This is a genomic window from Edwardsiella hoshinae NBRC 105699 = ATCC 33379 (assembly GCF_000474215.1).
Lineage (GTDB): Bacteria > Pseudomonadota > Gammaproteobacteria > Enterobacterales > Enterobacteriaceae > Edwardsiella > Edwardsiella hoshinae.
In genome coordinates, this window is the sequence record NZ_BAUC01000046.1 from 1 (window position 1) to 25,806 (window position 25,806).

Annotated in this window: 43 protein-coding genes; 36 read left to right on the forward strand and 7 right to left on the reverse strand. The window is 53.9% G+C overall.

The window, feature by feature from the left end; translation table 11 throughout:
• The first annotated feature begins 292 nt into the window (after window positions 1-292).
• From rpsJ to zntR, 30 genes are all read left to right on the forward strand, one after another.
• Window positions 293-604 carry a 30S ribosomal protein S10 gene (gene rpsJ, locus EHO01S_RS15930; RefSeq protein ID WP_001181005.1) on the forward strand — a complete coding sequence of 104 codons (312 nt, stop codon included), beginning with the start codon at window positions 293-295 and terminating at the stop codon, window positions 602-604.
• A gap of 32 nt (window positions 605-636) precedes the next feature.
• Entirely contained in the window at window positions 637-1,266 is a 630-nt protein-coding gene (gene rplC / locus EHO01S_RS15935) for a 50S ribosomal protein L3 (RefSeq protein ID WP_024524898.1), read from the forward strand.
• A 10-nt stretch (window positions 1,267-1,276) separates the two neighbouring features.
• The gene (gene rplD / locus EHO01S_RS15940; protein ID WP_024524899.1) at window positions 1,277-1,882 is read left to right on the forward strand and encodes a 50S ribosomal protein L4; all 606 of its coding nucleotides are present in this window, start codon (window positions 1,277-1,279) and stop codon (window positions 1,880-1,882) included.
• Window positions 1,879-2,181, forward strand: coding sequence for a 50S ribosomal protein L23 (gene rplW / locus EHO01S_RS15945; RefSeq protein ID WP_005290397.1), 303 nt, complete (start codon window positions 1,879-1,881; stop codon window positions 2,179-2,181). The genes rplD and rplW overlap by 4 nt, the downstream gene beginning before the upstream one ends.
• Before the next feature lie 19 nt (window positions 2,182-2,200).
• The gene (rplB, locus tag EHO01S_RS15950) at window positions 2,201-3,025 is read left to right on the forward strand and encodes a 50S ribosomal protein L2 (protein WP_005297575.1); all 825 of its coding nucleotides are present in this window, start codon (window positions 2,201-2,203) and stop codon (window positions 3,023-3,025) included.
• Window positions 3,026-3,039: 14 nt separating this feature from the next.
• Window positions 3,040-3,318, forward strand: coding sequence for a 30S ribosomal protein S19 (gene rpsS / locus EHO01S_RS15955; RefSeq protein WP_005290393.1), 279 nt, complete (start codon window positions 3,040-3,042; stop codon window positions 3,316-3,318).
• 14 nt (window positions 3,319-3,332) lie between these two features.
• On the forward strand, window positions 3,333-3,665 hold the full coding sequence (gene rplV / locus EHO01S_RS15960; RefSeq protein WP_005290391.1) for a 50S ribosomal protein L22: 333 nt from the start codon (window positions 3,333-3,335) through the stop codon (window positions 3,663-3,665).
• Window positions 3,666-3,682: 17 nt separating this feature from the next.
• The gene (rpsC, locus tag EHO01S_RS15965; RefSeq protein ID WP_005290389.1) at window positions 3,683-4,384 is read left to right on the forward strand and encodes a 30S ribosomal protein S3; all 702 of its coding nucleotides are present in this window, start codon (window positions 3,683-3,685) and stop codon (window positions 4,382-4,384) included.
• Window positions 4,385-4,396: 12 nt separating this feature from the next.
• Window positions 4,397-4,807, forward strand: coding sequence for a 50S ribosomal protein L16 (gene rplP / locus EHO01S_RS15970; protein WP_005290387.1), 411 nt, complete (start codon window positions 4,397-4,399; stop codon window positions 4,805-4,807).
• Window positions 4,807-4,998, forward strand: coding sequence for a 50S ribosomal protein L29 (gene rpmC, locus EHO01S_RS15975; protein ID WP_005290385.1), 192 nt, complete (start codon window positions 4,807-4,809; stop codon window positions 4,996-4,998). The genes rplP and rpmC overlap by 1 nt, the downstream gene beginning before the upstream one ends.
• Window positions 4,998-5,252 (forward strand): 30S ribosomal protein S17, encoded by a 255-nt coding sequence (rpsQ, locus tag EHO01S_RS15980; protein WP_005290382.1) that lies wholly within the window; start codon window positions 4,998-5,000, stop codon window positions 5,250-5,252. Before rpmC ends, rpsQ begins: the two co-directional genes overlap by 1 nt.
• Window positions 5,253-5,417: 165 nt before the next feature.
• Window positions 5,418-5,789: a 50S ribosomal protein L14 gene (rplN, locus tag EHO01S_RS15985; protein WP_005290380.1), complete on the forward strand. Its 372-nt coding sequence runs from the start codon at window positions 5,418-5,420 to the stop codon at window positions 5,787-5,789.
• 11 nt (window positions 5,790-5,800) lie between these two features.
• Window positions 5,801-6,115, forward strand: coding sequence for a 50S ribosomal protein L24 (gene rplX / locus EHO01S_RS15990; RefSeq protein ID WP_005290378.1), 315 nt, complete (start codon window positions 5,801-5,803; stop codon window positions 6,113-6,115).
• Window positions 6,116-6,129: 14 nt separating this feature from the next.
• Entirely contained in the window at window positions 6,130-6,669 is a 540-nt protein-coding gene (gene rplE, locus EHO01S_RS15995) for a 50S ribosomal protein L5 (RefSeq protein WP_024524900.1), read from the forward strand.
• A gap of 13 nt (window positions 6,670-6,682) precedes the next feature.
• Window positions 6,683-6,988 carry a 30S ribosomal protein S14 gene (gene rpsN, locus EHO01S_RS16000; protein WP_005290375.1) on the forward strand — a complete coding sequence of 102 codons (306 nt, stop codon included), beginning with the start codon at window positions 6,683-6,685 and terminating at the stop codon, window positions 6,986-6,988.
• Between the two features lie 33 nt (window positions 6,989-7,021).
• Entirely contained in the window at window positions 7,022-7,414 is a 393-nt protein-coding gene (gene rpsH / locus EHO01S_RS16005; RefSeq protein WP_005290373.1) for a 30S ribosomal protein S8, read from the forward strand.
• A 12-nt stretch (window positions 7,415-7,426) separates the two neighbouring features.
• Window positions 7,427-7,960: a 50S ribosomal protein L6 gene (gene rplF, locus EHO01S_RS16010; RefSeq protein ID WP_024524901.1), complete on the forward strand. Its 534-nt coding sequence runs from the start codon at window positions 7,427-7,429 to the stop codon at window positions 7,958-7,960.
• A 9-nt stretch (window positions 7,961-7,969) separates the two neighbouring features.
• Window positions 7,970-8,323 carry a 50S ribosomal protein L18 gene (gene rplR / locus EHO01S_RS16015; RefSeq protein WP_024524902.1) on the forward strand — a complete coding sequence of 118 codons (354 nt, stop codon included), beginning with the start codon at window positions 7,970-7,972 and terminating at the stop codon, window positions 8,321-8,323.
• A gap of 14 nt (window positions 8,324-8,337) precedes the next feature.
• Window positions 8,338-8,838, forward strand: a complete 501-nt coding sequence (rpsE, locus tag EHO01S_RS16020) for a 30S ribosomal protein S5 (RefSeq protein ID WP_005290366.1) — start codon at window positions 8,338-8,340, stop codon at window positions 8,836-8,838.
• A 6-nt stretch (window positions 8,839-8,844) separates the two neighbouring features.
• The gene (gene rpmD / locus EHO01S_RS16025) at window positions 8,845-9,024 is read left to right on the forward strand and encodes a 50S ribosomal protein L30 (protein ID WP_005290362.1); all 180 of its coding nucleotides are present in this window, start codon (window positions 8,845-8,847) and stop codon (window positions 9,022-9,024) included.
• Window positions 9,025-9,027: 3 nt separating this feature from the next.
• Window positions 9,028-9,462: a 50S ribosomal protein L15 gene (rplO, locus tag EHO01S_RS16030; RefSeq protein ID WP_024524903.1), complete on the forward strand. Its 435-nt coding sequence runs from the start codon at window positions 9,028-9,030 to the stop codon at window positions 9,460-9,462.
• 7 nt (window positions 9,463-9,469) lie between these two features.
• Window positions 9,470-10,801 (forward strand): preprotein translocase subunit SecY, encoded by a 1,332-nt coding sequence (gene secY, locus EHO01S_RS16035; protein ID WP_024524904.1) that lies wholly within the window; start codon window positions 9,470-9,472, stop codon window positions 10,799-10,801.
• A 33-nt stretch (window positions 10,802-10,834) separates the two neighbouring features.
• Entirely contained in the window at window positions 10,835-10,951 is a 117-nt protein-coding gene (gene rpmJ, locus EHO01S_RS18555) for a 50S ribosomal protein L36 (RefSeq protein WP_008815462.1), read from the forward strand.
• Window positions 10,952-11,097: 146 nt separating this feature from the next.
• Window positions 11,098-11,454, forward strand: coding sequence for a 30S ribosomal protein S13 (rpsM, locus tag EHO01S_RS16040; protein WP_024524905.1), 357 nt, complete (start codon window positions 11,098-11,100; stop codon window positions 11,452-11,454).
• A gap of 16 nt (window positions 11,455-11,470) precedes the next feature.
• On the forward strand, window positions 11,471-11,860 hold the full coding sequence (rpsK, locus tag EHO01S_RS16045) for a 30S ribosomal protein S11 (RefSeq protein ID WP_002919257.1): 390 nt from the start codon (window positions 11,471-11,473) through the stop codon (window positions 11,858-11,860).
• A gap of 30 nt (window positions 11,861-11,890) precedes the next feature.
• Entirely contained in the window at window positions 11,891-12,511 is a 621-nt protein-coding gene (gene rpsD / locus EHO01S_RS16050) for a 30S ribosomal protein S4 (RefSeq protein ID WP_005290355.1), read from the forward strand.
• A 25-nt stretch (window positions 12,512-12,536) separates the two neighbouring features.
• On the forward strand, window positions 12,537-13,526 hold the full coding sequence (locus EHO01S_RS16055; RefSeq protein ID WP_024524906.1) for a DNA-directed RNA polymerase subunit alpha: 990 nt from the start codon (window positions 12,537-12,539) through the stop codon (window positions 13,524-13,526).
• A gap of 40 nt (window positions 13,527-13,566) precedes the next feature.
• Window positions 13,567-13,953 carry a 50S ribosomal protein L17 gene (gene rplQ / locus EHO01S_RS16060; protein WP_005297556.1) on the forward strand — a complete coding sequence of 129 codons (387 nt, stop codon included), beginning with the start codon at window positions 13,567-13,569 and terminating at the stop codon, window positions 13,951-13,953.
• 117 nt (window positions 13,954-14,070) lie between these two features.
• Window positions 14,071-14,445 carry a DnaJ family domain-containing protein gene (locus EHO01S_RS16065; RefSeq protein WP_024524907.1) on the forward strand — a complete coding sequence of 125 codons (375 nt, stop codon included), beginning with the start codon at window positions 14,071-14,073 and terminating at the stop codon, window positions 14,443-14,445.
• A gap of 2 nt (window positions 14,446-14,447) precedes the next feature.
• On the forward strand, window positions 14,448-14,909 hold the full coding sequence (zntR, locus tag EHO01S_RS16070) for a Zn(2+)-responsive transcriptional regulator (RefSeq protein ID WP_024524908.1): 462 nt from the start codon (window positions 14,448-14,450) through the stop codon (window positions 14,907-14,909).
• Window positions 14,910-14,960: 51 nt separating this feature from the next.
• Here zntR and mscL read toward each other — a convergent pair whose 3' ends face one another.
• The 6 genes from mscL to def form a co-directional block, all read right to left on the reverse strand.
• The gene (gene mscL / locus EHO01S_RS16075) at window positions 14,961-15,377 is read right to left on the reverse strand and encodes a large-conductance mechanosensitive channel protein MscL (protein WP_024524909.1); all 417 of its coding nucleotides are present in this window, start codon (window positions 15,375-15,377) and stop codon (window positions 14,961-14,963) included.
• A gap of 75 nt (window positions 15,378-15,452) precedes the next feature.
• A complete protein-coding gene (locus tag EHO01S_RS16080) occupies window positions 15,453-16,898 on the reverse strand; it encodes a TrkH family potassium uptake protein (protein WP_024524910.1) in 1,446 nt (481 codons plus the stop codon).
• Between the two features lie 8 nt (window positions 16,899-16,906).
• Entirely contained in the window at window positions 16,907-18,283 is a 1,377-nt protein-coding gene (gene trkA / locus EHO01S_RS16085) for a Trk system potassium transporter TrkA (RefSeq protein WP_024524911.1), read from the reverse strand.
• A gap of 52 nt (window positions 18,284-18,335) precedes the next feature.
• Window positions 18,336-19,628: a 16S rRNA (cytosine(967)-C(5))-methyltransferase RsmB gene (rsmB, locus tag EHO01S_RS16090; protein WP_024524912.1), complete on the reverse strand. Its 1,293-nt coding sequence runs from the start codon at window positions 19,626-19,628 to the stop codon at window positions 18,336-18,338.
• A 146-nt stretch (window positions 19,629-19,774) separates the two neighbouring features.
• The gene (fmt, locus tag EHO01S_RS16095) at window positions 19,775-20,722 is read right to left on the reverse strand and encodes a methionyl-tRNA formyltransferase (RefSeq protein WP_024524913.1); all 948 of its coding nucleotides are present in this window, start codon (window positions 20,720-20,722) and stop codon (window positions 19,775-19,777) included.
• An 18-nt stretch (window positions 20,723-20,740) separates the two neighbouring features.
• On the reverse strand, window positions 20,741-21,256 hold the full coding sequence (def, locus tag EHO01S_RS16100) for a peptide deformylase (protein WP_024524914.1): 516 nt from the start codon (window positions 21,254-21,256) through the stop codon (window positions 20,741-20,743).
• A gap of 121 nt (window positions 21,257-21,377) precedes the next feature.
• Here def and dprA point away from each other — a divergent pair, with 121 nt between their 5' ends.
• The 6 genes from dprA to EHO01S_RS16130 are packed head-to-tail and all read left to right on the forward strand — an operon-like array spanning window position 21,378 to window position 25,193.
• Window positions 21,378-22,490, forward strand: a complete 1,113-nt coding sequence (dprA, locus tag EHO01S_RS16105) for a DNA-processing protein DprA (protein ID WP_024524915.1) — start codon at window positions 21,378-21,380, stop codon at window positions 22,488-22,490.
• Window positions 22,462-22,932 carry a DUF494 family protein gene (locus EHO01S_RS16110; protein ID WP_024524916.1) on the forward strand — a complete coding sequence of 157 codons (471 nt, stop codon included), beginning with the start codon at window positions 22,462-22,464 and terminating at the stop codon, window positions 22,930-22,932. Before dprA ends, EHO01S_RS16110 begins: the two co-directional genes overlap by 29 nt.
• Before the next feature lie 38 nt (window positions 22,933-22,970).
• A complete protein-coding gene (locus tag EHO01S_RS16115; protein WP_024524917.1) occupies window positions 22,971-23,531 on the forward strand; it encodes a DNA topoisomerase family protein in 561 nt (186 codons plus the stop codon).
• A 7-nt stretch (window positions 23,532-23,538) separates the two neighbouring features.
• Window positions 23,539-24,108, forward strand: a complete 570-nt coding sequence (gene tsaC / locus EHO01S_RS16120; protein ID WP_024524918.1) for an L-threonylcarbamoyladenylate synthase type 1 TsaC — start codon at window positions 23,539-23,541, stop codon at window positions 24,106-24,108.
• A gap of 3 nt (window positions 24,109-24,111) precedes the next feature.
• Window positions 24,112-24,927 carry a shikimate dehydrogenase gene (aroE, locus tag EHO01S_RS16125; RefSeq protein ID WP_024524919.1) on the forward strand — a complete coding sequence of 272 codons (816 nt, stop codon included), beginning with the start codon at window positions 24,112-24,114 and terminating at the stop codon, window positions 24,925-24,927.
• Entirely contained in the window at window positions 24,924-25,193 is a 270-nt protein-coding gene (locus EHO01S_RS16130; RefSeq protein WP_024524920.1) for a DUF1488 family protein, read from the forward strand. Before aroE ends, EHO01S_RS16130 begins: the two co-directional genes overlap by 4 nt.
• Here EHO01S_RS16130 and EHO01S_RS16135 read toward each other — a convergent pair.
• Window positions 25,166-25,723, reverse strand: coding sequence for a gamma carbonic anhydrase family protein (locus EHO01S_RS16135; RefSeq protein WP_024524921.1), 558 nt, complete (start codon window positions 25,721-25,723; stop codon window positions 25,166-25,168). The two genes, EHO01S_RS16130 and EHO01S_RS16135, sit on opposite strands and share 28 nt — an antisense overlap.
• Window positions 25,724-25,806 lie beyond the last annotated feature (83 nt).

Consider the following 25,806-nt stretch of genomic DNA (forward strand, 5'->3'; position numbering starts at 1 on the left):
GTAATCGATAGACAGCAATGATAAGAGAGGGCGCTGCGGCGCCCTTTTTTATGGCGCGATGTACCGCTGCCGTTGGTTATTTTGCATCCGGCCTTGCTTCCTGGCCAGATCTAAGTATAATGCGCGGGCTTGCCTAATATTGGCAGCCTGATTTCGATCAGCGGCGGTATCTTCCGCCAAACAATACTCCCGATATGGGAGTTATGAAATGAACGATTACACTCCCCCGTCAATCGAAATGGGTGCGAGGAGTAATTTTCTACGTTTATAAAATAATTGGAGCTCTGGTCTCATGCAGAACCAAAGAATCCGTATCCGCCTGAAAGCATTTGATCATCGTCTGATCGATCAATCAACCGCGGAAATCGTCGAGACTGCCAAGCGCACTGGTGCGCAGGTCCGTGGTCCGATCCCGCTGCCGACCCGCAAAGAGCGCTTCACCGTTCTGATCTCCCCGCACGTCAACAAAGACGCGCGTGATCAGTACGAAATCCGCACTCACAAGCGTCTGGTTGACATCGTTGAGCCAACCGAGAAAACCGTTGATGCTCTGATGCGTCTGGATCTGGCTGCCGGTGTAGACGTGCAGATCAGCCTGGGTTAATCAGGACATTGAGCGATTGAGAGGTTGAAACAATGATTGGTTTAGTCGGGAAAAAAGTGGGTATGACCCGCATCTTCACTGAAGATGGCGTTTCTATCCCTGTAACCGTTATCGAAATCGAAGCAAACCGCGTTACTCAGGTCAAAGATCTGGACAACGACGGCTACCGCGCCATCCAGGTTACCACTGGTAGCAAGAAAGCTAACCGTGTAACCAAACCGGAAGCGGGCCACTTCGCGAAAGCTGGCGTTGAAGCTGGCCGCGTTCTGCGTGAATTCCGTCTGTCTGAAGGTGAAGAGTTCGCCATCGGTCAGAACATCTCCGTAGAAATCTTCGCTGACGTTAAGAAAGTAGACGTTACCGGTATCTCCAAAGGTAAAGGTTTCGCCGGCACTGTTAAACGCTGGAACTTCCGTACTCAGGACGCTACCCATGGTAACTCCCTGTCTCACCGCGTTCCGGGTTCTATCGGTCAGAACCAGACTCCGGGCAAAGTGTTCAAGGGTAAGAAAATGGCAGGTCACCTGGGCAACGAGCGTGTAACCGTTCAGAGCCTGGACGTAGTACGTGTTGACGCTGAGCGCAACCTGCTGCTGGTTAAAGGTGCAGTCCCGGGTGCGACCGGTGGCGACCTGATCGTTAAACCGGCTGTGAAGGCGTGAGGAGATAGCAATGGAATTAGTATTGAAAGACGCGCAAAGCGCGCTGACTGTTTCCGAAACTACCTTCGGTCGTGATTTCAACGAAGCGCTGGTTCACCAGGTTGTTGTGGCTTATGCAGCCGGTGCTCGTCAGGGTACTCGTGCTCAGAAGACCCGTGCTGAAGTTACTGGCTCCGGTAAAAAACCGTGGCGTCAGAAAGGCACCGGCCGTGCGCGTTCTGGTTCTATCAAGAGCCCGATCTGGCGTTCTGGTGGTGTGAGCTTCGCTGCACGTCCGCAGGATCACAGTCAAAAAGTTAACAAAAAGATGTACCGCGGCGCGCTGAAAAGCATCCTGTCCGAACTGGTACGTCAAGATCGTCTGATCGTCGTCGAGAAGTTCTCTGTTGAAGCACCGAAAACCAAGCTGCTGGCACAGAAACTGAAAGAGATGGCGCTGGATGATGTGCTGATTGTAACCAGCGAAGTCGACGAGAACCTGTTCCTGGCCGCTCGCAACCTGTTCAAGGTTGACGTACGCGACGTAGCAGGCATCGACCCGGTTAGCCTGATCGCCTTCGACAAAGTGGTTATGACTGCTGACGCTGTTAAGCAAGTTGAGGAGATGCTGGCATGATCCGTGAAGAACGTCTGCTGAAAGTACTGCGCGCGCCGCACGTTTCTGAAAAAGCGTCTATGGCGATGGAAAAGAACAACACCATCGTTCTCAAAGTTGCTACTGATGCAACCAAAGCAGAAATCAAAGCCGCAGTTAAGAAACTGTTCGAAGTTGAAGTTGACACCGTTCGCACCCTGGTTGTTAAGGGGAAAGTGAAGCGTCACGGTCAGCGTATCGGTCGTCGTAGCGACTGGAAAAAAGCTTACGTCACCCTGAAAGAAGGCCAGAATCTGGACTTCATCGGCGGCGCAGAGTAAGTCGGAGGAGTAGCGAACAATGGCAATTGTTAAATGTAAACCGACATCTCCGGGTCGTCGCCACGTTGTTAAAGTGGTTAACCCTGAGCTGCACAAGGGCAAACCTTTCGCCCCGCTGCTGGAAAAAAACAGCAAGAGCGGTGGTCGTAACAACAACGGCCGTATCACCACTCGTCACATCGGTGGTGGTCACAAGCAGCAGTATCGTCTGATTGACTTCAAACGCAATAAAGACGGTATCCCGGCTGTAGTTGAGCGTCTGGAGTACGATCCGAACCGCTCCGCGAATATCGCGCTGGTTCTGTACAAAGACGGCGAGCGCCGTTACATCCTGGCGCCGAAAGGCCTGAAAGCTGGCGATCAGATTCAATCTGGCGTCGACGCTGCGATCAAGGCTGGTAACACCCTGCCGATGCGCAACATTCCGGTTGGTTCTACCGTTCATAACGTAGAAATGAAGCCGGGTAAAGGTGGCCAGCTGGCTCGTTCCGCTGGTGCTTACGTTCAGATCGTTGCGCGTGAAGGTGCTTATGTCACTCTGCGTCTGCGCTCTGGCGAAATGCGTAAAATCCCGGCTGACTGCCGCGCCACTCTGGGCGAAGTCGGTAACGCTGAGCACATGCTGCGCGTTCTGGGTAAAGCAGGTGCTGCACGCTGGCGTGGTGTTCGTCCGACCGTTCGCGGTACGGCGATGAACCCGGTAGACCACCCGCACGGTGGTGGTGAAGGTCGTAACTTTGGTAAGCACCCGGTAACTCCGTGGGGCGTTCAGACCAAAGGTAAGAAGACCCGCAGCAATAAGCGTACTGATAAATTCATCGTACGTCGCCGTAGTAAAAAATAATTAGAGGATAAACCATGCCACGTTCTCTCAAGAAAGGTCCTTTTATTGACCTGCACTTGCTGAAGAAGGTAGAGAAAGCGGTGGAAAGCGGAGACAAAAAGCCACTTAAGACTTGGTCCCGTCGTTCAACGGTCTTTCCAAACATGATCGGTTTGACCATCGCTGTCCATAATGGTCGTCAGCACGTACCGGTGTTTGTCGTCGACGAGATGGTCGGCCACAAGCTGGGTGAATTCGCGCCGACTCGTACTTATCGCGGCCATGCGGCTGATAAAAAAGCCAAAAAGAAATAAGGTAGGAGGAAGAGATGGAAACTATTGCCAAGCATTGCCATGCTCGCTCTTCTGCTCAGAAGGTTCGCCTGGTGGCTGACCTGATCCGCGGTAAGAAAGTGTCACAGGCTCTGGAAATTCTGACCTACACCAACAAGAAAGCGGCTGTATTGGTCAAGAAGGTTCTGGAATCTGCCATTGCTAACGCAGAACACAACGATGGCGCTGACATCGATGATCTGAAAGTATCCAAGATCTTCGTCGACGAAGGCCCGACCATGAAGCGCATCATGCCGCGTGCAAAAGGTCGCGCTGATCGTATCCTGAAGCGCACCAGCCACATTACTGTGGTTGTGTCCGATCGCTGAGACTCTGGAGACTAGCAATGGGTCAGAAAGTACATCCTAATGGTATTCGCCTGGGTATTGTGAAGCCTTGGAACTCTACCTGGTATGCGAATACTAAAGAATTCGCTGACAACCTGGACAGCGACTTTAAAGTTCGTCAGTTCCTGAACAAAGAGCTGGAAAAAGCGTCCGTTTCTCGCATCGTGATCGAGCGTCCGGCGAAGAGCATTCGTGTGACCATTCACACCGCTCGCCCGGGTATCGTTATCGGTAAGAAAGGCGAAGACGTAGAAAAACTGCGCAAGGGCGTTGCAGAAATTGCAGGCGTCCCGGCACAGATCAACATCGCCGAAGTGCGTAAACCGGAACTGGACGCCAAACTGGTGGCTGACAGCATCACTTCTCAGCTGGAACGTCGCGTTATGTTCCGCCGTGCTATGAAGCGTGCTGTACAGAACGCTATGCGTCTGGGCGCTAAAGGTATCAAAGTTGAAGTCAGCGGCCGCCTGGGCGGTGCTGAGATCGCGCGTACTGAATGGTACCGTGAAGGTCGTGTACCGTTGCACACGCTGCGTGCGGACATCGACTACAACACCTCTGAAGCGCACACCACTTATGGTGTAATCGGCGTTAAGGTATGGATCTTCAAAGGTGAGATCCTGGGTGGTATGGCTGCTGTTGAACAACCGGAAAAACCGGCTGCTCAGCCTAAGAAGCAGCAGCGTAAAGGCCGCAAGTAAGGAGAGTCGCTGATGTTACAACCTAAGCGTACAAAATTCCGTAAAGTGCATAAAGGCCGTAACCGCGGTCTGGCGCAGGGTACGGATGTTAGCTTCGGCACTTTCGGTCTGAAAGCTGTTGGCCGTGGCCGTCTGACTGCCCGCCAAATCGAAGCAGCACGTCGTGCAATGACGCGTGCTGTTAAGCGTCAGGGTAAAATCTGGATTCGCGTGTTCCCGGACAAGCCGATCACTGAGAAACCGCTGGCCGTTCGTATGGGTAAAGGTAAAGGTAACGTTGAGTACTGGGTAGCCCTGATTCAGCCGGGTAAAGTCCTGTACGAGATGGACGGTGTGCCTGAAGAGCTGGCCCGTGAGGCCTTCAAACTGGCAGCAGCGAAACTGCCTATCAAAACCACCTTTGTAACTAAGACGGTGATGTAATGAAAGCAAACGAGCTGCGTGAGAAGAGTGTTGAAGAGCTGAACACCGAGCTGCTGAACTTGCTGCGCGAAGAGTTTAATCTGCGCATGCAGGCAGCAGGCGGCCAGCTGCAACAGTCTCACCTGTTGAAGCAAGTGCGTCGTAATATCGCACGTGTTAAGACTTTACTGAACGAGAAGGCGGGTGCGTAATGACCGATAAAATCCGTACTCTGCAAGGTCGTGTTGTTAGCGACAAAATGGAGAAATCCATTGTTGTTGCTATCGAGCGCATGGTGAAGCACCCGATCTACGGTAAATTCATCAAACGTACGACCAAACTGCACGTACATGACGAGAACAACGAATGCGGTATCGGTGACGTGGTAGAAATCCGCGAATGCCGTCCGCTGTCCAAGACCAAATCCTGGACGCTGGTTCGCGTTGTAGAGAAAGCTGTTCTGTAATACAGTACACTGTCTCGGCAATGATAAACGGCTCAGATTTTGAGCCGTTTATTTTTTCTACCCATATTCTGGAAGCGGTGTTATAATGCTGCGCCCTCAATCATGGGGATTTTTAACGGCCCAACTGGGTCTCGAAGTAGTAGTTGACATTAGCGGAGCACTGAAATGATCCAAGAACAGACTATGCTGAACGTCGCCGATAACTCCGGCGCGCGTCGCGTAATGTGTATCAAGGTTCTGGGTGGCTCGCACCGTCGCTACGCAGGCATCGGCGATATCATCAAGATCACCATCAAGGAAGCAATTCCGCGTGGTAAGGTCAAAAAAGGTGATGTGCTGAAGGCGGTAGTGGTGCGCACCAAGAAGGGTGTTCGTCGCCCTGACGGATCTGTCGTTCGCTTTGACGGCAATGCTTGTGTACTGTTGAACAACAACAGTGAGCAGCCGATCGGTACGCGTATTTTTGGGCCGGTGACTCGTGAACTGCGTTCTGAAAAGTTCATGAAAATCATCTCTCTGGCACCAGAAGTACTCTAAGGAGCGAATCCATGGCAGCGAAAATCCGTCGTGATGACGAAGTAATCGTGCTGACCGGCAAAGACAAAGGTAAGCGCGGTAAAGTAAAAAACGTCCTGTCTTCTGGTAAAGTTGTCGTTGAAGGCATCAACCTGGTTAAGAAACATCAGAAGCCGGTTCCGGCCCTGAACCAACCGGGTGGCATCGTTGAAAAAGAAGCCGCTATTCAGGTTTCCAACGTTGCAATCTTCAATGCGGCGACCGGTAAAGCGGACCGTGTAGGCTTTCGGTTTGAAGACGGCAAAAAAGTCCGTTTCTTCAAGTCCAATGGCGAAACTATCAAGTAATTTGGAGTAGTACGATGGCGAAACTGCATGATTACTACAAAGACGAAGTAGTTAAAAAACTCATGACTGAGTTTAACTACAATTCTGTCATGCAAGTCCCTCGGGTCGAGAAGATCACCCTGAACATGGGTGTTGGTGAAGCGATCGCTGACAAGAAACTGCTGGATAACGCAGCAGCTGACCTGGCAGCAATCTCCGGTCAAAAACCGCTGATCACCAAAGCACGCAAATCAGTTGCAGGCTTCAAAATCCGTCAGGGCTATCCGATCGGCTGTAAAGTAACTCTGCGTGGCGAACGCATGTGGGAGTTCTTTGAGCGTCTGATCTCTATTGCTGTACCGCGTATCCGTGACTTCCGTGGCCTGTCCGCGAAGTCTTTCGACGGCCGTGGTAACTACAGCATGGGCGTACGTGAGCAGATTATCTTCCCGGAAATCGACTATGACAAAGTCGACCGCGTTCGTGGTTTGGACATCACCATTACCACTACTGCGAAAACCGACGAAGAAGGCCGTGCGCTGCTGACTGCTTTTAACTTCCCGTTCCGCAAGTAAGGTAGGGTTACTAATGGCTAAGCAATCCATGAAAGCACGCGAAGTCAAGCGCGTGAAATTAGCTGAAAAGTTCTTTGCCAAACGCGCTGAACTGAAGGCTATCATCTCTGATGTCAACGCTTCCGACGAAGATCGTTGGAATGCGGTTCTTAAGCTGCAGACTCTGCCGCGTGATTCCAGCCCGAGCCGTCAGCGTAACCGCTGCCGCCAAACTGGCCGTCCGCACGCTTTCCTGCGTAAGTTCGGGTTGAGCCGTATCAAGGTCCGTGAAGCCGCTATGCGCGGTGAAATTCCGGGTCTGAAAAAGGCTAGCTGGTAATTGTCACCAATTGAATCACGGGAGTAAAGACAGATGAGCATGCAAGATCCGATCGCGGATATGCTGACCCGTATCCGTAACGGTCAGGCCGCGAACAAAGTTGCGGTCACCATGCCTTCCTCCAAGCTGAAAGTGGCAATTGCCAACGTGCTGAAGGAAGAAGGTTTTATTGAAGATTTCAAAATCGAAGGCGACGCCAAGCCTGTTCTGGAACTGGTACTGAAGTACTTCCAGGGCAAGCCGGTAGTAGAAAGCATTCAGCGTATCAGCCGCCCTGGTCTGCGCATCTATAAGAAAAAAGATGAGCTGCCGAAAGTTATGGCCGGTCTGGGTATCGCAGTTGTTTCTACCTCTAAAGGTGTCATGACTGATCGTGCTGCCCGCCAAGCTGGCTTGGGTGGCGAGATTATCTGCTACGTAGCGTAATCGGAGGAAAGAATGTCTCGTGTTGCAAAAGCACCCGTCGTCATTCCTGCCGGCGTAGAGGTAAAACTCAACGGTCAGGTTATTTCGATCAAGGGTAAAAACGGCGAGCTGACTCGTACTATCAACGACGCTGTTGAAATTAAGCATGCTGATAACGCACTGACCTTTGGTCCGCGTGAAGGCTTTGTGGACGGTTGGGCCCAGGCGGGTACCGCTCGTGCACTGCTGAACTCAATGGTTATCGGTGTTACCGAAGGCTTCACTAAGAAGCTGCAGCTGGTAGGTGTTGGTTATCGTGCAGCGATTAAAGGCAACGTGGTGAACCTGGCCCTGGGCTTCTCTCACCCGGTTGATCATACGCTGCCGGCAGGCATCACTGCTGAATGTCCGTCTCAGACTGAAATCGTGCTGAAAGGCGCTGATAAACAGCTGATCGGTCAGGTTGCAGCGGATCTGCGCGCTTACCGTCGTCCTGAGCCGTACAAAGGCAAAGGTGTCCGTTACGCCGACGAAGTCGTGCGTACCAAAGAGGCTAAGAAGAAGTAAGGTAACACTATGGATAAGAAATCTGCTCGTATCCGTCGTGCGACCCGCGCACGCCGCAAGCTCAAAGAGCTGGGTGCAACTCGCCTGGTGGTACATCGTACCCCGCGTCACATCTACGCACAGGTTATTGCCCCGAATGGTTCTGAAGTCCTGGTTGCCGCTTCTACCGTAGAAAAAGCAATCAGTGAACAACTGACATACACTGGGAACAAAGAAGCCGCAGCAGCTGTAGGTAAAGCTATCGCTGAACGCGCGCTGGAAAAAGGCATCAAGGACGTGTCCTTCGATCGCTCTGGTTTCCAATATCATGGTCGTGTCCAGGCACTGGCAGATGCTGCCCGTGAAGCTGGCCTTCAGTTCTAAGGTAGAGGTGTAAGATGTCGCACATCGAAAAACAAGCTGGCGAACTGCAGGAAAAGCTGATCGCGGTAAATCGCGTATCTAAGACTGTTAAGGGTGGCCGTATTTTTAGCTTCACCGCACTGACTGTAGTGGGTGATGGCAACGGTCGCGTCGGTTTTGGTTACGGCAAAGCCCGTGAAGTTCCGGCAGCGATCCAGAAAGCGATGGAGAAAGCTCGTCGCAACATGATCAACGTCGCGCTGAACAGCGGCACTCTGCAGCACCCGGTTAAGGGCGCTCACACGGGTTCTCGCGTGTTCATGCAGCCGGCTTCTGAAGGTACCGGTATCATCGCCGGTGGTGCAATGCGCGCCGTCCTGGAAGTCGCTGGAGTTCGTAACGTTCTGGCTAAAGCATATGGTTCCACTAACCCGATTAACGTGGTTCGTGCAACTATCGACGGTCTGGAAAGTATGAAATCTCCGGAAATGGTCGCTGCCAAGCGTGGTAAATCCGTTGAAGAAATTCTGGGGTAATAGACCATGGCAAAGACTATTAAAATTACTCAAACCCGCAGTGCGATCGGCCGTCTGCCGAAACACAAGGCAACGCTGCTTGGCCTGGGTCTGCGTCGCATCGGTCACACCGTAGAGCGTGAGGATACTCCTGCCGTTCGTGGTATGATCAACGCGGTTTCCTACATGGTTAAAGTTGAGGAGTAACAGATGCGTTTGAATACTCTGTCTCCGGCCGAAGGCTCCAAGCACGCTTCCAAGCGTCTGGGTCGTGGTATCGGTTCTGGCCTGGGTAAAACCGGTGGCCGTGGTCACAAAGGTCAGAAGTCTCGTTCTGGCGGTGGCGTACGTCGCGGGTTCGAAGGTGGCCAGATGCCGCTGTACCGTCGTCTGCCGAAGTTCGGCTTCACCTCTCGCAAAGCGATGGTGACTGCTGAAATTCGTCTGTCTGAGATCGCTATGATCGAAGGCGACGTTATCGACCTGAACGTGCTGAAAGCGGCTAATGTGATTGGCCCGCAGATCGAATTCGCCAAAGTTATGCTGTCTGGCGAAATCAATCGTGCAGTAACTCTGCGCGGTCTGCGTGTGTCCAAAGGCGCTCGTGCTGCGATTGAAGCTGCTGGCGGTAAAATCGAGGAATAAGTAGCAGATGGCTAAACAACCGGGATTAGATTTTCAAAGTGCCAAAGGTGGACTGGGCGAACTCAAGCGCAGACTGTTGTTTGTTATTGGGGCGCTGATTGTTTTCCGCATTGGCTCTTTTATTCCGATCCCTGGTATTGATGCCGCTGTACTTGCCAAACTGCTTGAGCAACAGCAGGGCACCATCATCGACATGTTCAACATGTTTTCCGGTGGTGCTCTGAGCCGTGCTTCTATCTTTGCGTTGGGGATCATGCCGTACATTTCGGCGTCGATCATCATCCAACTGCTGACGGTGGTTCACCCCGCCTTGGCAGAGATCAAGAAAGAAGGGGAGGCTGGCCGTCGTAAGATTAGTCAGTACACCCGTTACGGCACGCTGGTGCTGGCCATATTCCAGTCGATCGGTATCGCTACCGGTTTGCCGAATATGCCTGGGATGCAGGGTCTGGTGATTAATCCGGGCTTTGCATTCTACTTCACTGCGGTAGTGAGCTTGGTCACCGGGACAATGTTCCTGATGTGGTTGGGTGAACAGATTACTGAGCGCGGTATCGGTAACGGTATTTCGATCATTATCTTCGCAGGGATTGTGGCGGGTCTTCCGCCGGCAATTGGCCATACTATCGAGCAGGCGCGGCAGGGCGACCTGCACTTCCTTCTGTTGCTGTTGGTTGCAGTATTAGTATTCGCAGTAACCTTCTTCGTTGTTTTCGTGGAGCGTGGTCAGCGTCGTATCGTCGTTAACTATGCCAAACGTCAGCAAGGTCGTCGTGTTTATGCAGCACAGAGCACACATTTGCCGTTGAAAGTGAATATGGCAGGGGTTATCCCGGCAATCTTCGCTTCCAGCATCATTCTGTTCCCGGCCACGATTGCGTCTTGGTTTGGGGGCGGTACAGGTTGGAACTGGCTGACTACAATTTCGCTGTATTTGCAGCCTGGGCAACCGCTTTATGTGTTACTCTATGCGTCTGCAATCATCTTCTTCTGTTTCTTCTACACGGCGTTGGTTTTCAACCCGCGTGAAACAGCGGATAACCTGAAGAAGTCCGGTGCATTTGTACCAGGAATTCGTCCGGGAGAGCAAACGGCGAAGTACATCGATAAGGTAATGACCCGTCTGACTCTGGTTGGTGCGCTGTACATTACATTTATCTGCCTGATCCCGGAGTTCATGCGTGATGCGATGAAAGTACCGTTCTATTTCGGTGGTACTTCACTACTCATCGTAGTGGTTGTCATCATGGACTTTATGGCTCAAGTGCAAACTCTGATGATGTCTAGTCAGTACGAGTCTGCATTGAAGAAAGCGAACCTGAAAGGCGATAAGCGCTAATCCAGGTGAGTTTGAGAAGTTACGGAGAGTAAAATGAAAGTTCGTGCTTCCGTCAAGAAATTATGCCGTAACTGCAAAATCGTTAAGCGCAACGGTGTTGTGCGTGTGATTTGCAGCGTAGAACCGAAGCATAAGCAGCGTCAAGGCTGATTATCTCGCATATTTTTCTTGCAAAGTTGGGTTGAGCTGGCTAGATTAGCCAGCCAATCTTTTGTTTGTTGCAACGGTGCCATTTGAGTATCCTGAAAACGGGCTTTTCAGAGTGGTGCCGTCGTATATTAATCTAGGAGTGCATAGTGGCCCGTATAGCAGGCATTAACATTCCTGATCACAAACATACCGTGATCGCGCTGACCGCGATCTTCGGTATCGGTAAAACCCGTTCTCAGGCTATCTGTGCCGCTACGGGTATTGCCGAAAATGTTAAGATCAGTGAGCTGTCTGAAGAGCAAATCGAGAAGCTGCGTGACGAAGTCGCCAAATACAGTGTAGAAGGCGATCTGCGTCGTGAGATTACCCTGAGCATCAAGCGTCTGATGGACCTTGGTAGCTATCGTGGTTTACGCCATCGTCGTGGTCTGCCGGTTCGCGGTCAGCGTACTAAGACCAACGCACGTACCCGTAAGGGTCCGCGTAAACCGATCAAGAAATAGTCGGGGTGATTGAACAATGGCAAAAGCACCAATTCGTGCACGCAAGCGCGTAAGAAAGCAAGTATCTGACGGTGTGGCTCACATCCATGCTTCTTTCAACAACACCATCGTTACCATTACTGATCGTCAGGGTAACGCACTGGGTTGGGCAACAGCCGGTGGTTCCGGTTTCCGTGGTTCTCGTAAATCTACTCCGTTTGCCGCTCAGGTTGCAGCAGAGCGCTGCGCTGAAGCTGTAAAAGAGTACGGTATCAAGAATCTGGAAGTTATGGTTAAAGGACCGGGTCCGGGTCGCGAATCTACCATCCGCGCTCTGAACGCGGCCGGTTTCCGCATCACGAACATCACTGATGTGACTCCGATCCCTCATAACGGTTGTCGTCCGCCGAAGAAACGTCGCGTATAACGTCGTTTCTCGGATAGTTGGAGAAAGAAAATGGCAAGATATTTGGGTCCTAAGCTCAAGCTGAGCCGTCGTGAGGGCACCGACCTGTTCCTGAAGTCAGGTGTTCGCGCGATCGATTCCAAGTGTAAAATTGAACAGGCACCTGGCCAGCACGGTGCGCGCAAGCCGCGTCTGTCTGACTACGGTGTTCAGTTGCGTGAGAAGCAAAAAGTTCGTCGTATTTACGGCGTCCTGGAGCGTCAGTTCCGTAACTACTACAAAGAAGCAGCACGTCTGAAAGGCAACACCGGTGAAAACCTGTTGGCTCTGCTGGAAGGTCGTCTGGACAACGTTGTTTACCGTATGGGCTTCGGTGCGACTCGCGCAGAAGCACGCCAACTGGTTAGCCACAAGGCTATCGTAGTAAACGGTCGCGTTGTTAACATCGCTTCTTATCAGGTATCTCCGAATGACGTAGTCAGCGTCCGTGAGAAAGCGAAGAAGCAGTCTCGCGTTAAAGCCGCTCTGGAGCTGGCTGAGCAGCGTGAAAAGCCGACTTGGCTGGAAGTTGATGCTGCTAAAATGGAAGGTGTGTTCAAGCGTCAGCCTGAACGTTCCGACCTGTCTGCGGACATTAACGAACACCTGATCGTCGAGCTTTACTCCAAGTAAAGCTTAGTACCAAAGAGAGGACACAATGCAGGGTTCTGTGACAGAGTTTCTAAAACCGCGCCTGGTAGATATCGAGCAACTGAGTTCGACGCACGCCAAGGTGACCCTTGAGCCGTTAGAGCGTGGCTTTGGCCATACTCTTGGTAACGCACTGCGCCGTATTCTGCTTTCATCCATGCCGGGTTGCGCGGTGACCGAGGTTGAGATTGATGGTGTACTGCACGAGTACAGCACCAAAGAAGGCGTACAGGAAGATATCCTGGAAATCCTGCTCAACCTGAAAGGGCTGGCGGTGAAAGTTCAAGGCAAAGATGAAGTAATTCTTACCCTGAATAAATCTGGCATTGGCCCTGTGACTGCAGCCGACATTACCCACGACGGTGATGTCGAAATCGTCAAGCCGCATCATGTGATCTGTCACCTGACCGATGACAACGCATCTATCAATATGCGTATCAAAGTTCAGCGTGGTCGTGGTTATGTGCCGGCGTCTGCCCGAATTCATTCGGAAGAAGATGAGCGCCCGATCGGTCGTCTGCTGGTCGACGCCTGCTACAGCCCTGTAGAGCGTATTGCCTACAATGTTGAAGCAGCGCGTGTTGAGCAGCGCACCGACCTGGACAAGCTGGTCATCGAGATGGAAACCAACGGTACTATTGACCCGGAAGAGTCGATCCGCCGTGCGGCAACTATCCTGGCTGAACAACTGGAAGCTTTCGTTGACCTGCGTGATGTACGTCAGCCGGAAGTGAAAGAAGAGAAGCCTGAGTTCGATCCGATCCTGCTGCGCCCTGTTGACGATCTGGAATTGACTGTCCGCTCTGCGAACTGCCTGAAGGCAGAAGCTATCCACTACATCGGTGATCTGGTACAGCGTACCGAGGTTGAGTTGCTGAAAACGCCGAACCTGGGTAAAAAATCTCTTACCGAGATTAAAGACGTGCTGGCCTCACGCGGTCTGTCTCTGGGCATGCGCCTGGAAAACTGGCCGCCGGCAAGTATCGCTGACGAGTAACTGGATCACAGGTTAAGGTTTTACTGAGAAGGATAAGGTCATGCGCCATCGTAAGAGTGGTCGTCAACTGAACCGCAACAGCAGCCATCGCCAGGCTATGTTCCGCAACATGGCCGGCTCTCTGGTTCGTCATGAAATCATCAAGACGACCCTGCCTAAAGCGAAAGAGCTGCGTCGCGTGGTTGAGCCGCTGATTACTCTTGCCAAGACCGACAGCGTTGCTAACCGTCGTCTGGCATTCGCCCGTACTCGTGATAACGAGATCGTGGCAAAACTGTTTAACGAGCTGGGCCCGCGCTTCGCGAGCCGTGCCGGTGGCTACACTCGCATTCTGAAGTGTGGCTTCCGTGCAGGCGACAACGCGCCGATGGCTTACATCGAGCTGGTTGATCGTTCTGTATCTGAAGCAGAAGCTGCCGCAGAGTAATCTGCTGAAGCATTAAGGAAGCCGGGCCTTTGGCCCGGCTTTTTTATTGTATTTTTTATCCTTTCATTTCCCCTCGTCTGGTTTTACTCTGCTGGGAGTAAGTTAAACGAGATCATTATGTCGATTATCGATGAGTGGGCCGAGCGTCATATTGTCGAGGCTCAGGCGCGAGGCGAGCTTTCTGCCCTACCCGGTGAAGGGAAGCCCCTGTCTCTGGATGATGATAGTCATATCCCCGCGCAGTTGCGGGCTGGGTATCGCCTGTTGAAAAATGCCGGTTGCTTGCCACCGGAATTGGAACAGCGGCGCGAGGCGCTCTCCCTGGCCGAGATGTTGCACAGCATTCAAACGGATCACCCTGACTACAGTGCGTTGAGTAAACGGCTGGCACTACTGGAGTTACGTCTGCGTCAGGCTGGGATGGATACGGCCTTCCTGCGCGGTAGCTATGGCATACCACTACGCAACCGACTGTGTAAAAGCGAGGAGTAGCAATGTATCGCATAGGACAATTGGCAAAGCTGGCCGGAGTGACGCCGGATACCATCCGCTACTATGAGAAGCAGCAGATGATGGCGCATGAGGTACGTACCGAGGGAGGCTATCGGCTGTATAGTGACGCCGATTTGCAGCGTCTGCGTTTTATTCGCTATGCCAAGCATCTCGGCTTACCATTGGAAGCGATCCGTGAGTTACTCTCTATTCGCGTCGATCCGGCACACCATACTTGTCAGGAGTCGAAAGCTATTGTGGAGCGGCGCCTGCGCGAGGTTGAGGAGAAATTACGTGAATTGGAGCATATGCGTGACTCGTTGCGGCGTCTGAGTGCAGCTTGTTGCGGTAGCGCGCACAGCAGCGCTTATTGTTCTATCCTGGAAGCCTTAGAGAGTGGCGCGGAAGTCTTGCTGCCACGCATCGACTTGCGCGCTCACTTCTCGTCCTCTGCGCGGGAGTAAGGGGCGAGAAAAAAATGAAGGGCAGGGCTGCCCCTCGCCGGATGGTCTGGTTTACGGCTGTTTGTTCTGCTGTGCTTGCAGAAGGTCACGGATCTCGCTCAATAGCACCGTTTCGGCGCTGGGCGCCGGTGGCGCGGCCGGTGTTTCTGCTTTCTGGCGACGCAGCTTGTTCATCAGTTTGATGGCCATGAAGATCGCGAAGGCGACGATGACGAAGTCGAAGATCGTCTGGATAAACTGACCGTAGTTGACCACCACGGCCGGAGCCCCATTGGCGGCTTCGCGCAGCACCCAATGGAACTGCTTGAAGTCGACCCCACCAATCAGTAGCCCCAGTAACGGCATGATCACATCGCCAACGAGAGAAGAGACGATCTTGCCAAATGCGGCGCCGATGATGACACCGACGGCCATGTCAACCACATTGCCACGCATGGCGAATTCACGAAACTCTTTCAGTAAGCTCATAGCTACCCCCTAAACGAATCCTACTCTAAGTGTAATCACTCGCCGCCACTTTGCTAGGCGGCGAGTGGGGGGAGATCAGCGCCTCCAGAAACTAGGGAAGAACAGTACCAGCATAGTCATGACTTCGAGCCGGCCAAGTAGCATACCGAGCGCCAAGGCCCACTTGGCGACGTCGGGCAGCGGGGCGAAGTTGCCGCTTGGGCCGATCAATGGTCCCATCCCTGGACCAACGTTAGCCATTGCGGTCATAGCACCGGTGATCGCCGATAGTGCATCGACGCCACATAGGCCGAGAACGGCGGCGATCAGCATGGTAATGGCGATGAACGCCATCATAAAGGCGATGACCGAGCGGCTTACCTCATTGGTAATCGGCCGATTATTGTAGCGGCGTGGGAATACGGCATTGGGATGGATCAGCTTGCGGACCTCGATGTGCAGGCTTTCAAAGCCGATCTGTACGCGAAACATCTTGATCCCTCCGGCGGTGGAGCCGGAACAGCCGCCGAGCAGCATCACCGAAGCGAAGAGCACGGTGGTGAAGGGGGTCCACTGATCGAAGTTACCTAGCGAATAGCCGGTGGTCGACAGAATGTTGATCAGATTGAAGAAGGCTATGCGTAAGCTGTCTTCGAAGTCGAAGATGTGCTTGTGCCATAGCCATAGGGTAAGAATGAGCCCGATGACCAGCACGAAACGGCTAAAGCCGACCACCTGTTGGTCGCGCACTAATACTTTGAAGCTGCGTTGGCGCAGTACCTGGATGAACAGGAGGAAAGGCAACGAGCCGAGGAACATAAAAATAATGGCGTTCCATTGAGCTAGCACGGAGTAGGCTGCCATCGACTTATCGTTAGTCGAGAAGCCTCCGGTGGAGATGGTGGCGAAGGCATGGTTGACCGCGTCGAAGTTGCTCATACCGGCATAACGATAACCGAGATAACACAAGAAGGTGAGCACCGCGTATACCGCCATGATGCCTTTGGCGACATCTTTCATCCGTGGTGAGGATTTCTCCGACCAATCGGAGGACTCAGTATGGAATAGGCGCATCCCCCCCACGTCGAGGAAAGGGAGAATGGCGACGGCCATGACAATAAACCCGACGCCGCCTAGCCACTGGAGCAGCGAGCGCCATAACAGCACGCTCGGCTCCATTTGATTAAGATTAGAGAGTACCGAAGAGCCGGTGGTGGTTAACCCGGACATGGTCTCGAAAAAGGCATCAGTGAAGGTGATGTGTTTGATGAACACGAAAGGCAAGGCACCGAAGCAACAGGCTGTCAGCCATGCTAGGGTGGTGGTCAGAAACATATCACGGATACGCAGGGAAAACTTCTGCCCACGTCCTTGGGCGATCAGAAACAGTGCGATCAGATGCGTGATGATTACCGCCTGGAGAAACTCGTAGACGCCACCGGTGCCAGTTAGCAACGCATAGAGTAGGGGCACATACATCAGCAGCGCCACCTTCGACAGCATCATCCCCAGAATATAGAGAACGGAACGATAGTTGAGCATAGCCGTAGTTACAAAAAGAAAGGACTGGGCTGAAACAGGCGTTCCACGTCGGAGATAAACTTCTTATCCGTCAGGAACATGATCACGTGATCCCCCTGTTCGATCTTGGATTCACGGTTGGCGATCAACACGTCATCCCCGCGTACGATAGCGCCGATAGTGGTGCCAGGCGGCAGCTTGATCTCCTCGACGCGTCGTCCCACGACTTTAGAGGTGGTTTCATCACCATGAGCGATGGCTTCAATGGCTTCCGCTACACCCCGACGTAGTGAGGAGACGCTGACGATATCGGCCTTGCGGACGTGGCCGAGCAGAGCGGAGATAGTCGCTTGCTGCGGTGAAATGGCAATATCGATCACGCTGCCTTGAACCAGATCGACATAGGCGCTGCGTTGGATCAATACCATTACTTTCTTGGCACCGAGGCGCTTGGCCAGCATGGCCGACATGATGTTAGCCTCGTCATCGTTGGTCAAGGCGATAAAAACATCGACTTGATCGATATGCTCCTCGGTCAGCAGTTCCTGATCTGAGGCGTCGCCGTAGAAGACAATAGTATCGTGCAGTTTCTCGGCCAGTTCGGCTGCGCGTTGAGCATTGTGTTCGATCAGCTTGACGCTATAGTCTTTCTCCAAACGTTGCGCCAGGCCAGCACCGACGTTACCGCCGCCGACGATCATGATGCGTTTGTAGGGTTTCTCTAAGCGCTGTAGCTCACTCATCACTGCACGGATGTTGTGCGAAGCCGCGACAAAGAAGACCTCATCGCCAGCCTCGATCACCGTGGAGCCTTGAGGGCGGATCGGGCGATCTTGGCGGAAGATCGCCGCTACGCGTGTTTCGATGTGTGGCATGTGCTCTTTTAACGAGGTGAGGGCATTGCCAACCAGGGGACCGCCATAATACGCCTTCACCGCCACCAGGCCGACCTTACCTTCGGCGAAGTTAACCACCTGTAGTGCGCCGGGGTACTCGATCAGGCGATAGACATAGTCGGTGACCAGTTGTTCGGGCGCGATCAGGTGATCGATGGGGACCGCCTCGGGGTTGAACAGGCGCTCATGTTCTCGGATATATTCGGTTGAACGGATACGCGCGATACGATTGGGCGTACTAAACAGGGAATAGGCGACCTGGCAGGCGATCATGTTAGTTTCGTCCGAACTGGTTACGGCGACCAGCATGTCGGCATCATCGGCGCCGGCTTCACGCAACACGCGAGGATGCGAGCCATACCCCTGTACTACGCGAAGATCGAATTTGTCCTGTAGCTGGCGTAGGCGATCGCTATTGGTATCGACGATGGTGATATCGTTGTTCTCACCCACCAGGTTTTCCGCCAGAGTTCCCCCCACCTGGCCGGCACCTAAAATGATAATTTTCATGATGCTGTTCTCTGCTTAGCGCTGGCCTCCCATCTGGTGGGTGGCCTACGGATTATGCTTTTATCAGCTTAGCGTAAAAGAAGCCGTCTCCGCCCTCAGGCTGGGGCAAATACTGTAGGCCGGGTTGCTGGGCGTCGCCGGTGTCCACGAGACGCGCATCGCTGTGGCGCGCCAGGAAGGCGAGGATCTGCTCTCGGTTTTCCTGTGGCAGGACCGAACAAGTGGCATACACCATCACACCGCCCGGTTTCAGCAGTGGCCAGACGGCCTCGATGATCTCGCGTTGTAAAGCGGCTAACTCAGCGATATCGCTATCGCGCCGTAACCACTTGATGTCGGGATGACGGCGAATGACGCCGGTCGCGGAGCAGGGCGCATCCAAGAGGATGCGATCGAACTGACGTCCGTTGGCCCAGTTCTCAGGCGAACGGCCATCGCCACAGCGGACATTAGCCTGCTGTTGCAGGCGTTGGAGATTCTCCCGCACTCGTTTGAGACGCTGCTCATCGGCGTCGACGGCCAGTAGTTGCGCCTTAGGTGCGGCTTCCAGGATGTGGGTTGTCTTACCACCGGGCGCACAGCACAGATCGAGGATCTGTTCGCCATTTTGCGGATCAAGCAGATCTACGCAGTGTTGCGCACTGGCGTCCTGCACCGTAACCCACCCTTGCTCGAATCCCGGTAGGCGTGTTACTGGCTGCGCGCTGATCAGGCGAATGGCATCAGGAAATTGCTCATGCGCCACCGCCTCGATACCGGCCTGCTGTAGCAGGAGGAGGTAGGCGTCGCGGGTATGATGACGGCGGTTAACCCGTAACCACATCGGTGGACGCTGATTATTGGCCTCGATGATGGCTTGCCATTGCTCCGGGTAGGCGTGTTGCAGGCGCTTGAGTAACCAAGCCGGATGCAACCAGCGGCTAGCCGCTTGCTGGGACTGGAGCAGCAGGGCCTCCTGTTGGCGTTGGAACTGGCGGAGTACCCCGTTGATTAGCCCCTTAAGCTGTGGCCGTTTCAAGGTAGTTGCACCGTCGACGGTTTCGGCCAAGGCGGCATGGGGTGGAATACGGGTATATACCAATTGATATAAACCGACCATTAACAGGTAATGCAGCGGACGTTGTTTCCCTGTCAGCACCTTAGCCATCAGTTGTTGCAGGATCCACTCCAGTTGCGGCAATACCCGCAAGGTACCGAAGCACAGCTCCTGTAACAGGGCTCGATCTTTCTCGCTGAGCGGTTGGGCGGCGCTGGGTAGTACACTACTCAGGGATTGCCCCTGATCAAGGACAGCACTCAGCGTGCGGGCTGCGATGGCACGCAGGTTGTAGGACGTAGTTTTCATGAAGGCAAGAGACCGTCGCTGCAAGTTAACTCGAATATGGCCTGGAGTTTATCACGGATTGCGCTAGAAATGGCGCATTGGACACGCCGTGCCACAGGGCGTTTAGCGAGATAGCCCGGCGCTCGCCGGGCTGAGGCTGAAGCGGCTTAGTCGAGGAGGGTTCCCGGCAGGAAGCTCTCTTTGCGTGAGTTGAGCAGGTCGCGGGCGGCCATGCTTTTCTTACCCGCGGGTTGCAACTGAGTTAATAGGAGAACACCCTGGGCGGTAGCGACGGCGATCCCATGCTTGTCGGCGCTGACGATAGTGCCTGGCAGTGCGTCACTATCTTGCTTGAGAGCGTAGGCTCCCCAGACTTTCACTGGCTGCCCTTCCAGCATGAAGAAGCTGACTGGCCAAGGATTGAAAGCGCGAACACAACGTGCCAGTTGTTCTGCGGAGAGTCGCCAATCTAGGCGTGCTTCCTCCTTGCTCAGTTTCTCGGCGTAGCAGGCGAGAGCATCATCCTGCTGTTGTGCCTGAGCGCTGCCGTCGGCGAGCTGTGCCAGCGTGGTTAGCAGCCCTTGAGGACCCAGGTCGGCTAGCTTATCGTACAGCGTGGCGCTAGTGTCATCCTGGGCGATCGGACAGGCCAGTTTCAGCAGCATCGCTCCGGTATCCAGACCCGCATCCATTTGCATGATGGTGACGCCGGTTTCCGCATCACCTGCCCAGAGGGCGCGTTGGATCGGCGCCGCTCCGCGCCAGCGCGGCAGCAGGGAGCCATGGACATTGATGCAGCCCAGACGCGGCATATCCAGCACTGCTTGGGGGAGGATCAGTCCATAGGCCACGACCACCATCACATCGGCCTGTAAATCGGCAACCAGTTTTTGGTTTTCGGCCGGTCGTAACGAGGCTGGCTGGAAGATGGGCAGCGCATGCTGCTCCGCCAGCGCCTTCACCGGACTTGGCGTCAGCTTGTTACCGCGCCCTGCCGGACGATCGGGTTGGGTAAAAACGCCGACGATCTGGTGCTCGGAACCGAGCAGCGCCGCGAGATGGCGTGCGGCGAAATCGGGTGTACCAGCGAAAATGATACGAAGCGATTGAGACACGAGAATACCTGCCTTGAGTTAGTTAGCGGCACGGGCCTGCTGTTTATACAGCTTCTCCAGCTTTTGACGGATACGTTGACGCTTCAGGGGCGACAGGTAATCGATAAATAGCTTGCCCATCAGATGATCCATCTCATGCTGGATGCAGATAGCCAATAGCCCATCGGTCTCCAGCTCAAAAGGCTTGCCGTCACGATCCAGCGCCCGTACCGAGATCTTCTCGGCACGTGGCACCAGTGCTCGCTGTTCGGGAACGGAAAGGCATCCTTCTTCAATGCCCGTTTCGCCATCCTTTTGTAGCAATTCGGGATTGATCAGTACCAGTCGCTGGTCGCGGTTCTCCGAGACATCGATGACGATAATACGCTGGTGAATATCTACCTGAGTGGCAGCTAGGCCAATGCCCTCCTCGGCGTACATGGTCTCGAACATATCGTCGACAATACGCTGGATTTCGGGTGTCACTTCGTTTACTGGCTTGGCAATGGTGCGAAGCCGCTCATCGGGAAAATGTAATACCTGCAATACCGCCATAAATCTCTTTAAACTTCCTCTGAGTTAGGGAATGATTTTCACTCCTATTCTAGACAGTTCTCCCCCCGATTGACAGTATTGTTCACCGATTGAACACATAGGCCGCAGTAGGGGGAGGGGAATGGAGCGCAACGAGATTTGGCTGCGCCTCGCCCAAGTGAGGGGTGTCCAGGCGGAGCACCTCACGCCTCTGGTGCATGCGTTATGCCACGGCCTTGACCTCAAGGCGTGCTTAGCGCGTAGTGGGTTGACGCCGATACAGCAGCGACAGTTTTGGACGGCGCGTGGGATCGAGAATACCTTGGCTTGGCTGGCTTCAGGCGCGGGGGAGATGCTGACCGTAGCGGATGGCGCTTATCCATCGGCGTTACAGCAGCTTGATGATGCGCCGTCGGTATTATTCGTTCGTGGCAACGGTATCTGTCTATCCGCACCGGCGTTGGCTATCGTTGGTAGTCGTACACCTAGCGCCTACGGTCAGACACAGGCGCAGTTCTTCGCTCGGGTGCTGGCCGCTAGCGGGCTGACGATTGTCAGCGGTCTAGCATTCGGGATCGATGCCATGGCTCATCGAGGAGCATTAGCGGCGCAGGGAAACACCGTGGCGGTATTGGGCAGTGGGCCCGATATCGTTACACCAATGGCACATCAGGGATTGGCTCAGACTATCCTGGCTGCGGGGGGCGCAGTGATTTCCGAGTTTTTGCCAGGGTGTGGTGCTCGGCCCGGTCACTTTCCACGCCGTAATCGCATCATCAGTGGCTTAAGTTTGGGTGTTTTAGTCGTCGAGGCAACGATGCGTAGCGGATCATTGATTACGGCCCGCCTAGCCTTGGAGCAAGGGCGTGAGGTATTCGCGATTCCTGGTGAACTGGGGAACCCGCAGAGCGCGGGTTGCCATTGGTTAATCCAGCAGGGGGCCTACCTGTGCACCACCCCAGCGGATATTCTTGAACAGCTCAATGGTTCGCTACATTGGTTGCCTCCGCCTACAGCAGAGAATATTTCTCGTAGCGAGGGCGATGCTCAATTGCCATTTGCCGAGGTGTTGGCTAACGTAGGAGACGAGGTGACAACTATTGACGCTGTCGCCGAACGCATCGGCCGATCTGTGCCAGACGCAGCAGTAGCCTTGCTCGAGCTGGAGTTAGCAGGATGGATTAAGGCAGTGTCCGGCGGCTATGTCCGTGTGAAGAGGGCTGGCCATGTTCGACGTACTCATGTACCTATTTGAGACCTATATCCACACGACGGCCGGGATGCACATCGATCAGGATAAGCTGACTGACGATTTGACCAGCGCGGGGTTTGAACGTGGGGATATCTTCCGAGCACTGAACTGGCTAGAAAAGCTGGCGATGATGCAGGAAGAGGGGAGTGTAAGCCTGCCGGTGGCTGATCCGCACGCATTGCGGATCTATACCGCGGAAGAAATGGCCTGCCTGGATAGTGAGTGCCGTGGATTCCTGTTGTTTTTGGAGCAGATCCAACTACTGACGCCGGAGATCCGTGAGATGGTGATCGATCGGGTGATGGCGCTGGAGATCGACCAGTTTGAGTTGGATGATCTGAAATGGGTCGTGTTAATGGTGCTCTTTAACGCCCCGGGGCATGAGAATACCTACCGACAAATGGAAGAACTCCTGTTTGAGGTTCACCAAGGTTACCTGCATTGAGCGGGGAGCCAGACTGTCGAGTTAAAAGAAGTAATGTTATGACGCAAGGCGCATTATTTATTGCCAAGAAAAATGAGCCATGCCCAGCATGCGGCGCCGATCTGGTGATTCGTAGCGGTAAGCATGGCCCTTTTTTGGGATGTTCTCGCTATCCAGATTGTCAATATATCCGCGCGCTGAAGTCTGCCGATGGACATATTGTTAAGATCTTGGAGGGGCAACGGTGCCCGCAGTGTGGTGATGTGCTAGTGCTACGTCAAGGGCGTTATGGCATGTTCATCGGCTGTCACAATTATCCGCAGTGTGAGCATACGGAGGCGATTGATAAGCCCGATGAAACTCTGCTCGACTGTCCCCAATGTGCCAAGGGGAAGTTGCTTCAGCGCCGCTCTCGCTATGGCAAGACGTTTTATGCCTGCGAGCGTTATCCTGAGTGCCAGTTTAGCCTCAATTTAAAACCGGTCGCCGGCATCTGTCCGCACTGCCACTATCCACTCTTAGTTGAAAAGAAAAGTGTCGGTGGAGTACGGCGCTATTGTGCCAGTAAGCGCTGTGGCAAGGCGATTGACGAGCGTGGCGATGAATCAGCAGAAACATAAGACAATGATGGATAAACAACAGAATGATGCCTTGACCAGCGTATTGGCAGCGTTACGTCAGCAGCGAGTGATTGCCTATCCTACCGAAGCAGTATTCGGTCTGGGGTGTGATCCGGATAGCGAGCTGGCGGTGCAGGCCCTGCTGGATCTTAAACAGCGCCCCTGGGATAAAGGATTGATCCTGATTGCTGCCGATTATCAGCAGCTATTGCCCTATGTCTGTGATGAGGCATTGCAAGGCGAGCGACGTAGGGCGGTATTCGCGCGTTGGCCAGGCCCGGTGACTTGGGTTATGCCTGCCCGCGATAACACGCCGCGTTGGTTGACGGGACGTTTCAGTACGCTCGCCGTACGCGTTAGCGCGCATCCAGTGGTGCAGCAACTGTGCCGCGCTTATGGTAAACCGTTAGTCTCCACCAGTGCCAACTTGAGTGGGCTGGCTCCTTGCCGCAGCGCGGCTGAGGTGCGTGAGCAGTTTGGTGCCAGCTTCCCAGTGCTCGATGCTGCGGTCGGCGGGCGGCAAAACCCCTCCGAGATCCGCGATGCACTCAGCGGTGAACTGTTTCGCCAGGGGTAAGCCATGCAACGATTCGCCGTTTTTGGTCACCCGATCGGGCATAGCAAATCCCCTCGGATTCATCATCTTTTTGCTCAGCAGACGGGAATAGCGCTGCATTATGAGGCGATGTTAGCGCCATTGGAGGATTTCCCCGCCTTTGCTCAGCGGTTTTTCCTCCAAGGGGGGCGTGGGGCCAATGTCACGACGCCTTTTAAAGAGCAGGCGTGGCGCATGGCGGATCAGCTGACAGAGCGGGCACGCCAAGCGGGGGCTGTGAATACGCTAAGCTGGCAGAATGGCATCTTATTGGGGGATAACACCGATGGCATCGGATTGGTCAGTGATCTGACGCGGTTGGCGATGTTGGCGCCGGGGAAACGAGTATTATTGTTGGGGGCCGGTGGTGCGGCGCGTGGCGTGATCCTACCGCTGCTGCAACAGCAATGTCAGATCGTATTGACCAATCGGACGCTAACACGAGCACAAGCGCTGGCGGCAGCGTTTCAGGCGCAAGGGATGATCGAGGCCTTGCCTTATTCCAGGCTGGCGGAGCGAGAGTTTGATTTGATCATCAATGCCACGGCTTCTGGTCTACAGGGCGCGATCCCACCTCTACCTGTCTCATTAATTCGGGCAGAGTGCGCTTGTTATGACATGTTTTATCAGGCCACCTTAACACCCTTCTTGGCCTGGGCGCGCCAACAGGGGGCACATCAGTTGGCAGATGGCTTTGGCATGCTGGTGGCACAGGCTGCACACTCTTTTCAATTATGGCATGGCGTTCTGCCGCAGTTAGCACCGGTATTAGCGCAATTGCGCCAGGAAGGAGAGGCATGAATCAGACTATTCTCTTTCCTGAGCTTGAGCGCTGGCAGGCATCATTAGCCGCAGTGACCTTCCCGGCGATGGTCGGTGGTTTTCAGGTTACCTGCGCCATTCGGCTGGTGGATTTACGACGCTTGGCAAACCAGGCCGGTCTCGATATGCAACTGGCACCCTTAGCGTGGTTTGCTGCGTTACGCTGGCAATTGGAAGAGGAAGCCGAACAGGCGATCGCCCAAGAAGCCTATGATGCTCAGGGTTGGGTATGGATCGCCGGTTGAGCGAGATAGTCATCCTTCCATTTGACGTAATTGGCTGCCGAGTCTCGTAATCGTGAGCGTTCCTCCGCGCTGAGGGGGCGCACTTGGCGTAGCGGATTGCCGAAGTACAAATACCCGCTCGTTAAGCGTTTTCCTGGCGGCACCAAGCTACCGGCCCCCAGAATCACCTCATCCTCGATCTGTGCTGCATCTAGCACAATCGCGCCCATACCAATCAAAACTCGGTTGCCGATGGTGCAGCCGTGCAGCATTACCTTATGCCCAACGGTCACCTCGCGACCGATCAGCGTCGGATGGCCGAGCGGGTTACCCTCTGAGCAATGACCGACATGGATCACTGTGCCATCCTGAATATTACTACGCGCTCCCACGACGATACGGTTGACGTCGCCACGGACCACGACTTGTGGCCAGATACTGACATCATCGCCCAGTTCGACTTGGCCAATCACGGTACTGTTGGCATCGATAAAGACACGTTCGCCTAATTGCGGAGTAAAAGAAAGGTAAGGGCGTACAGAGAAAGACATAGAGACCGCCTGTATAAAGAGAGTAGAAAAGTGTTGATCCTAACGCGTGGTTAAGGAAATTCAATCGATAAACGGTACAATAT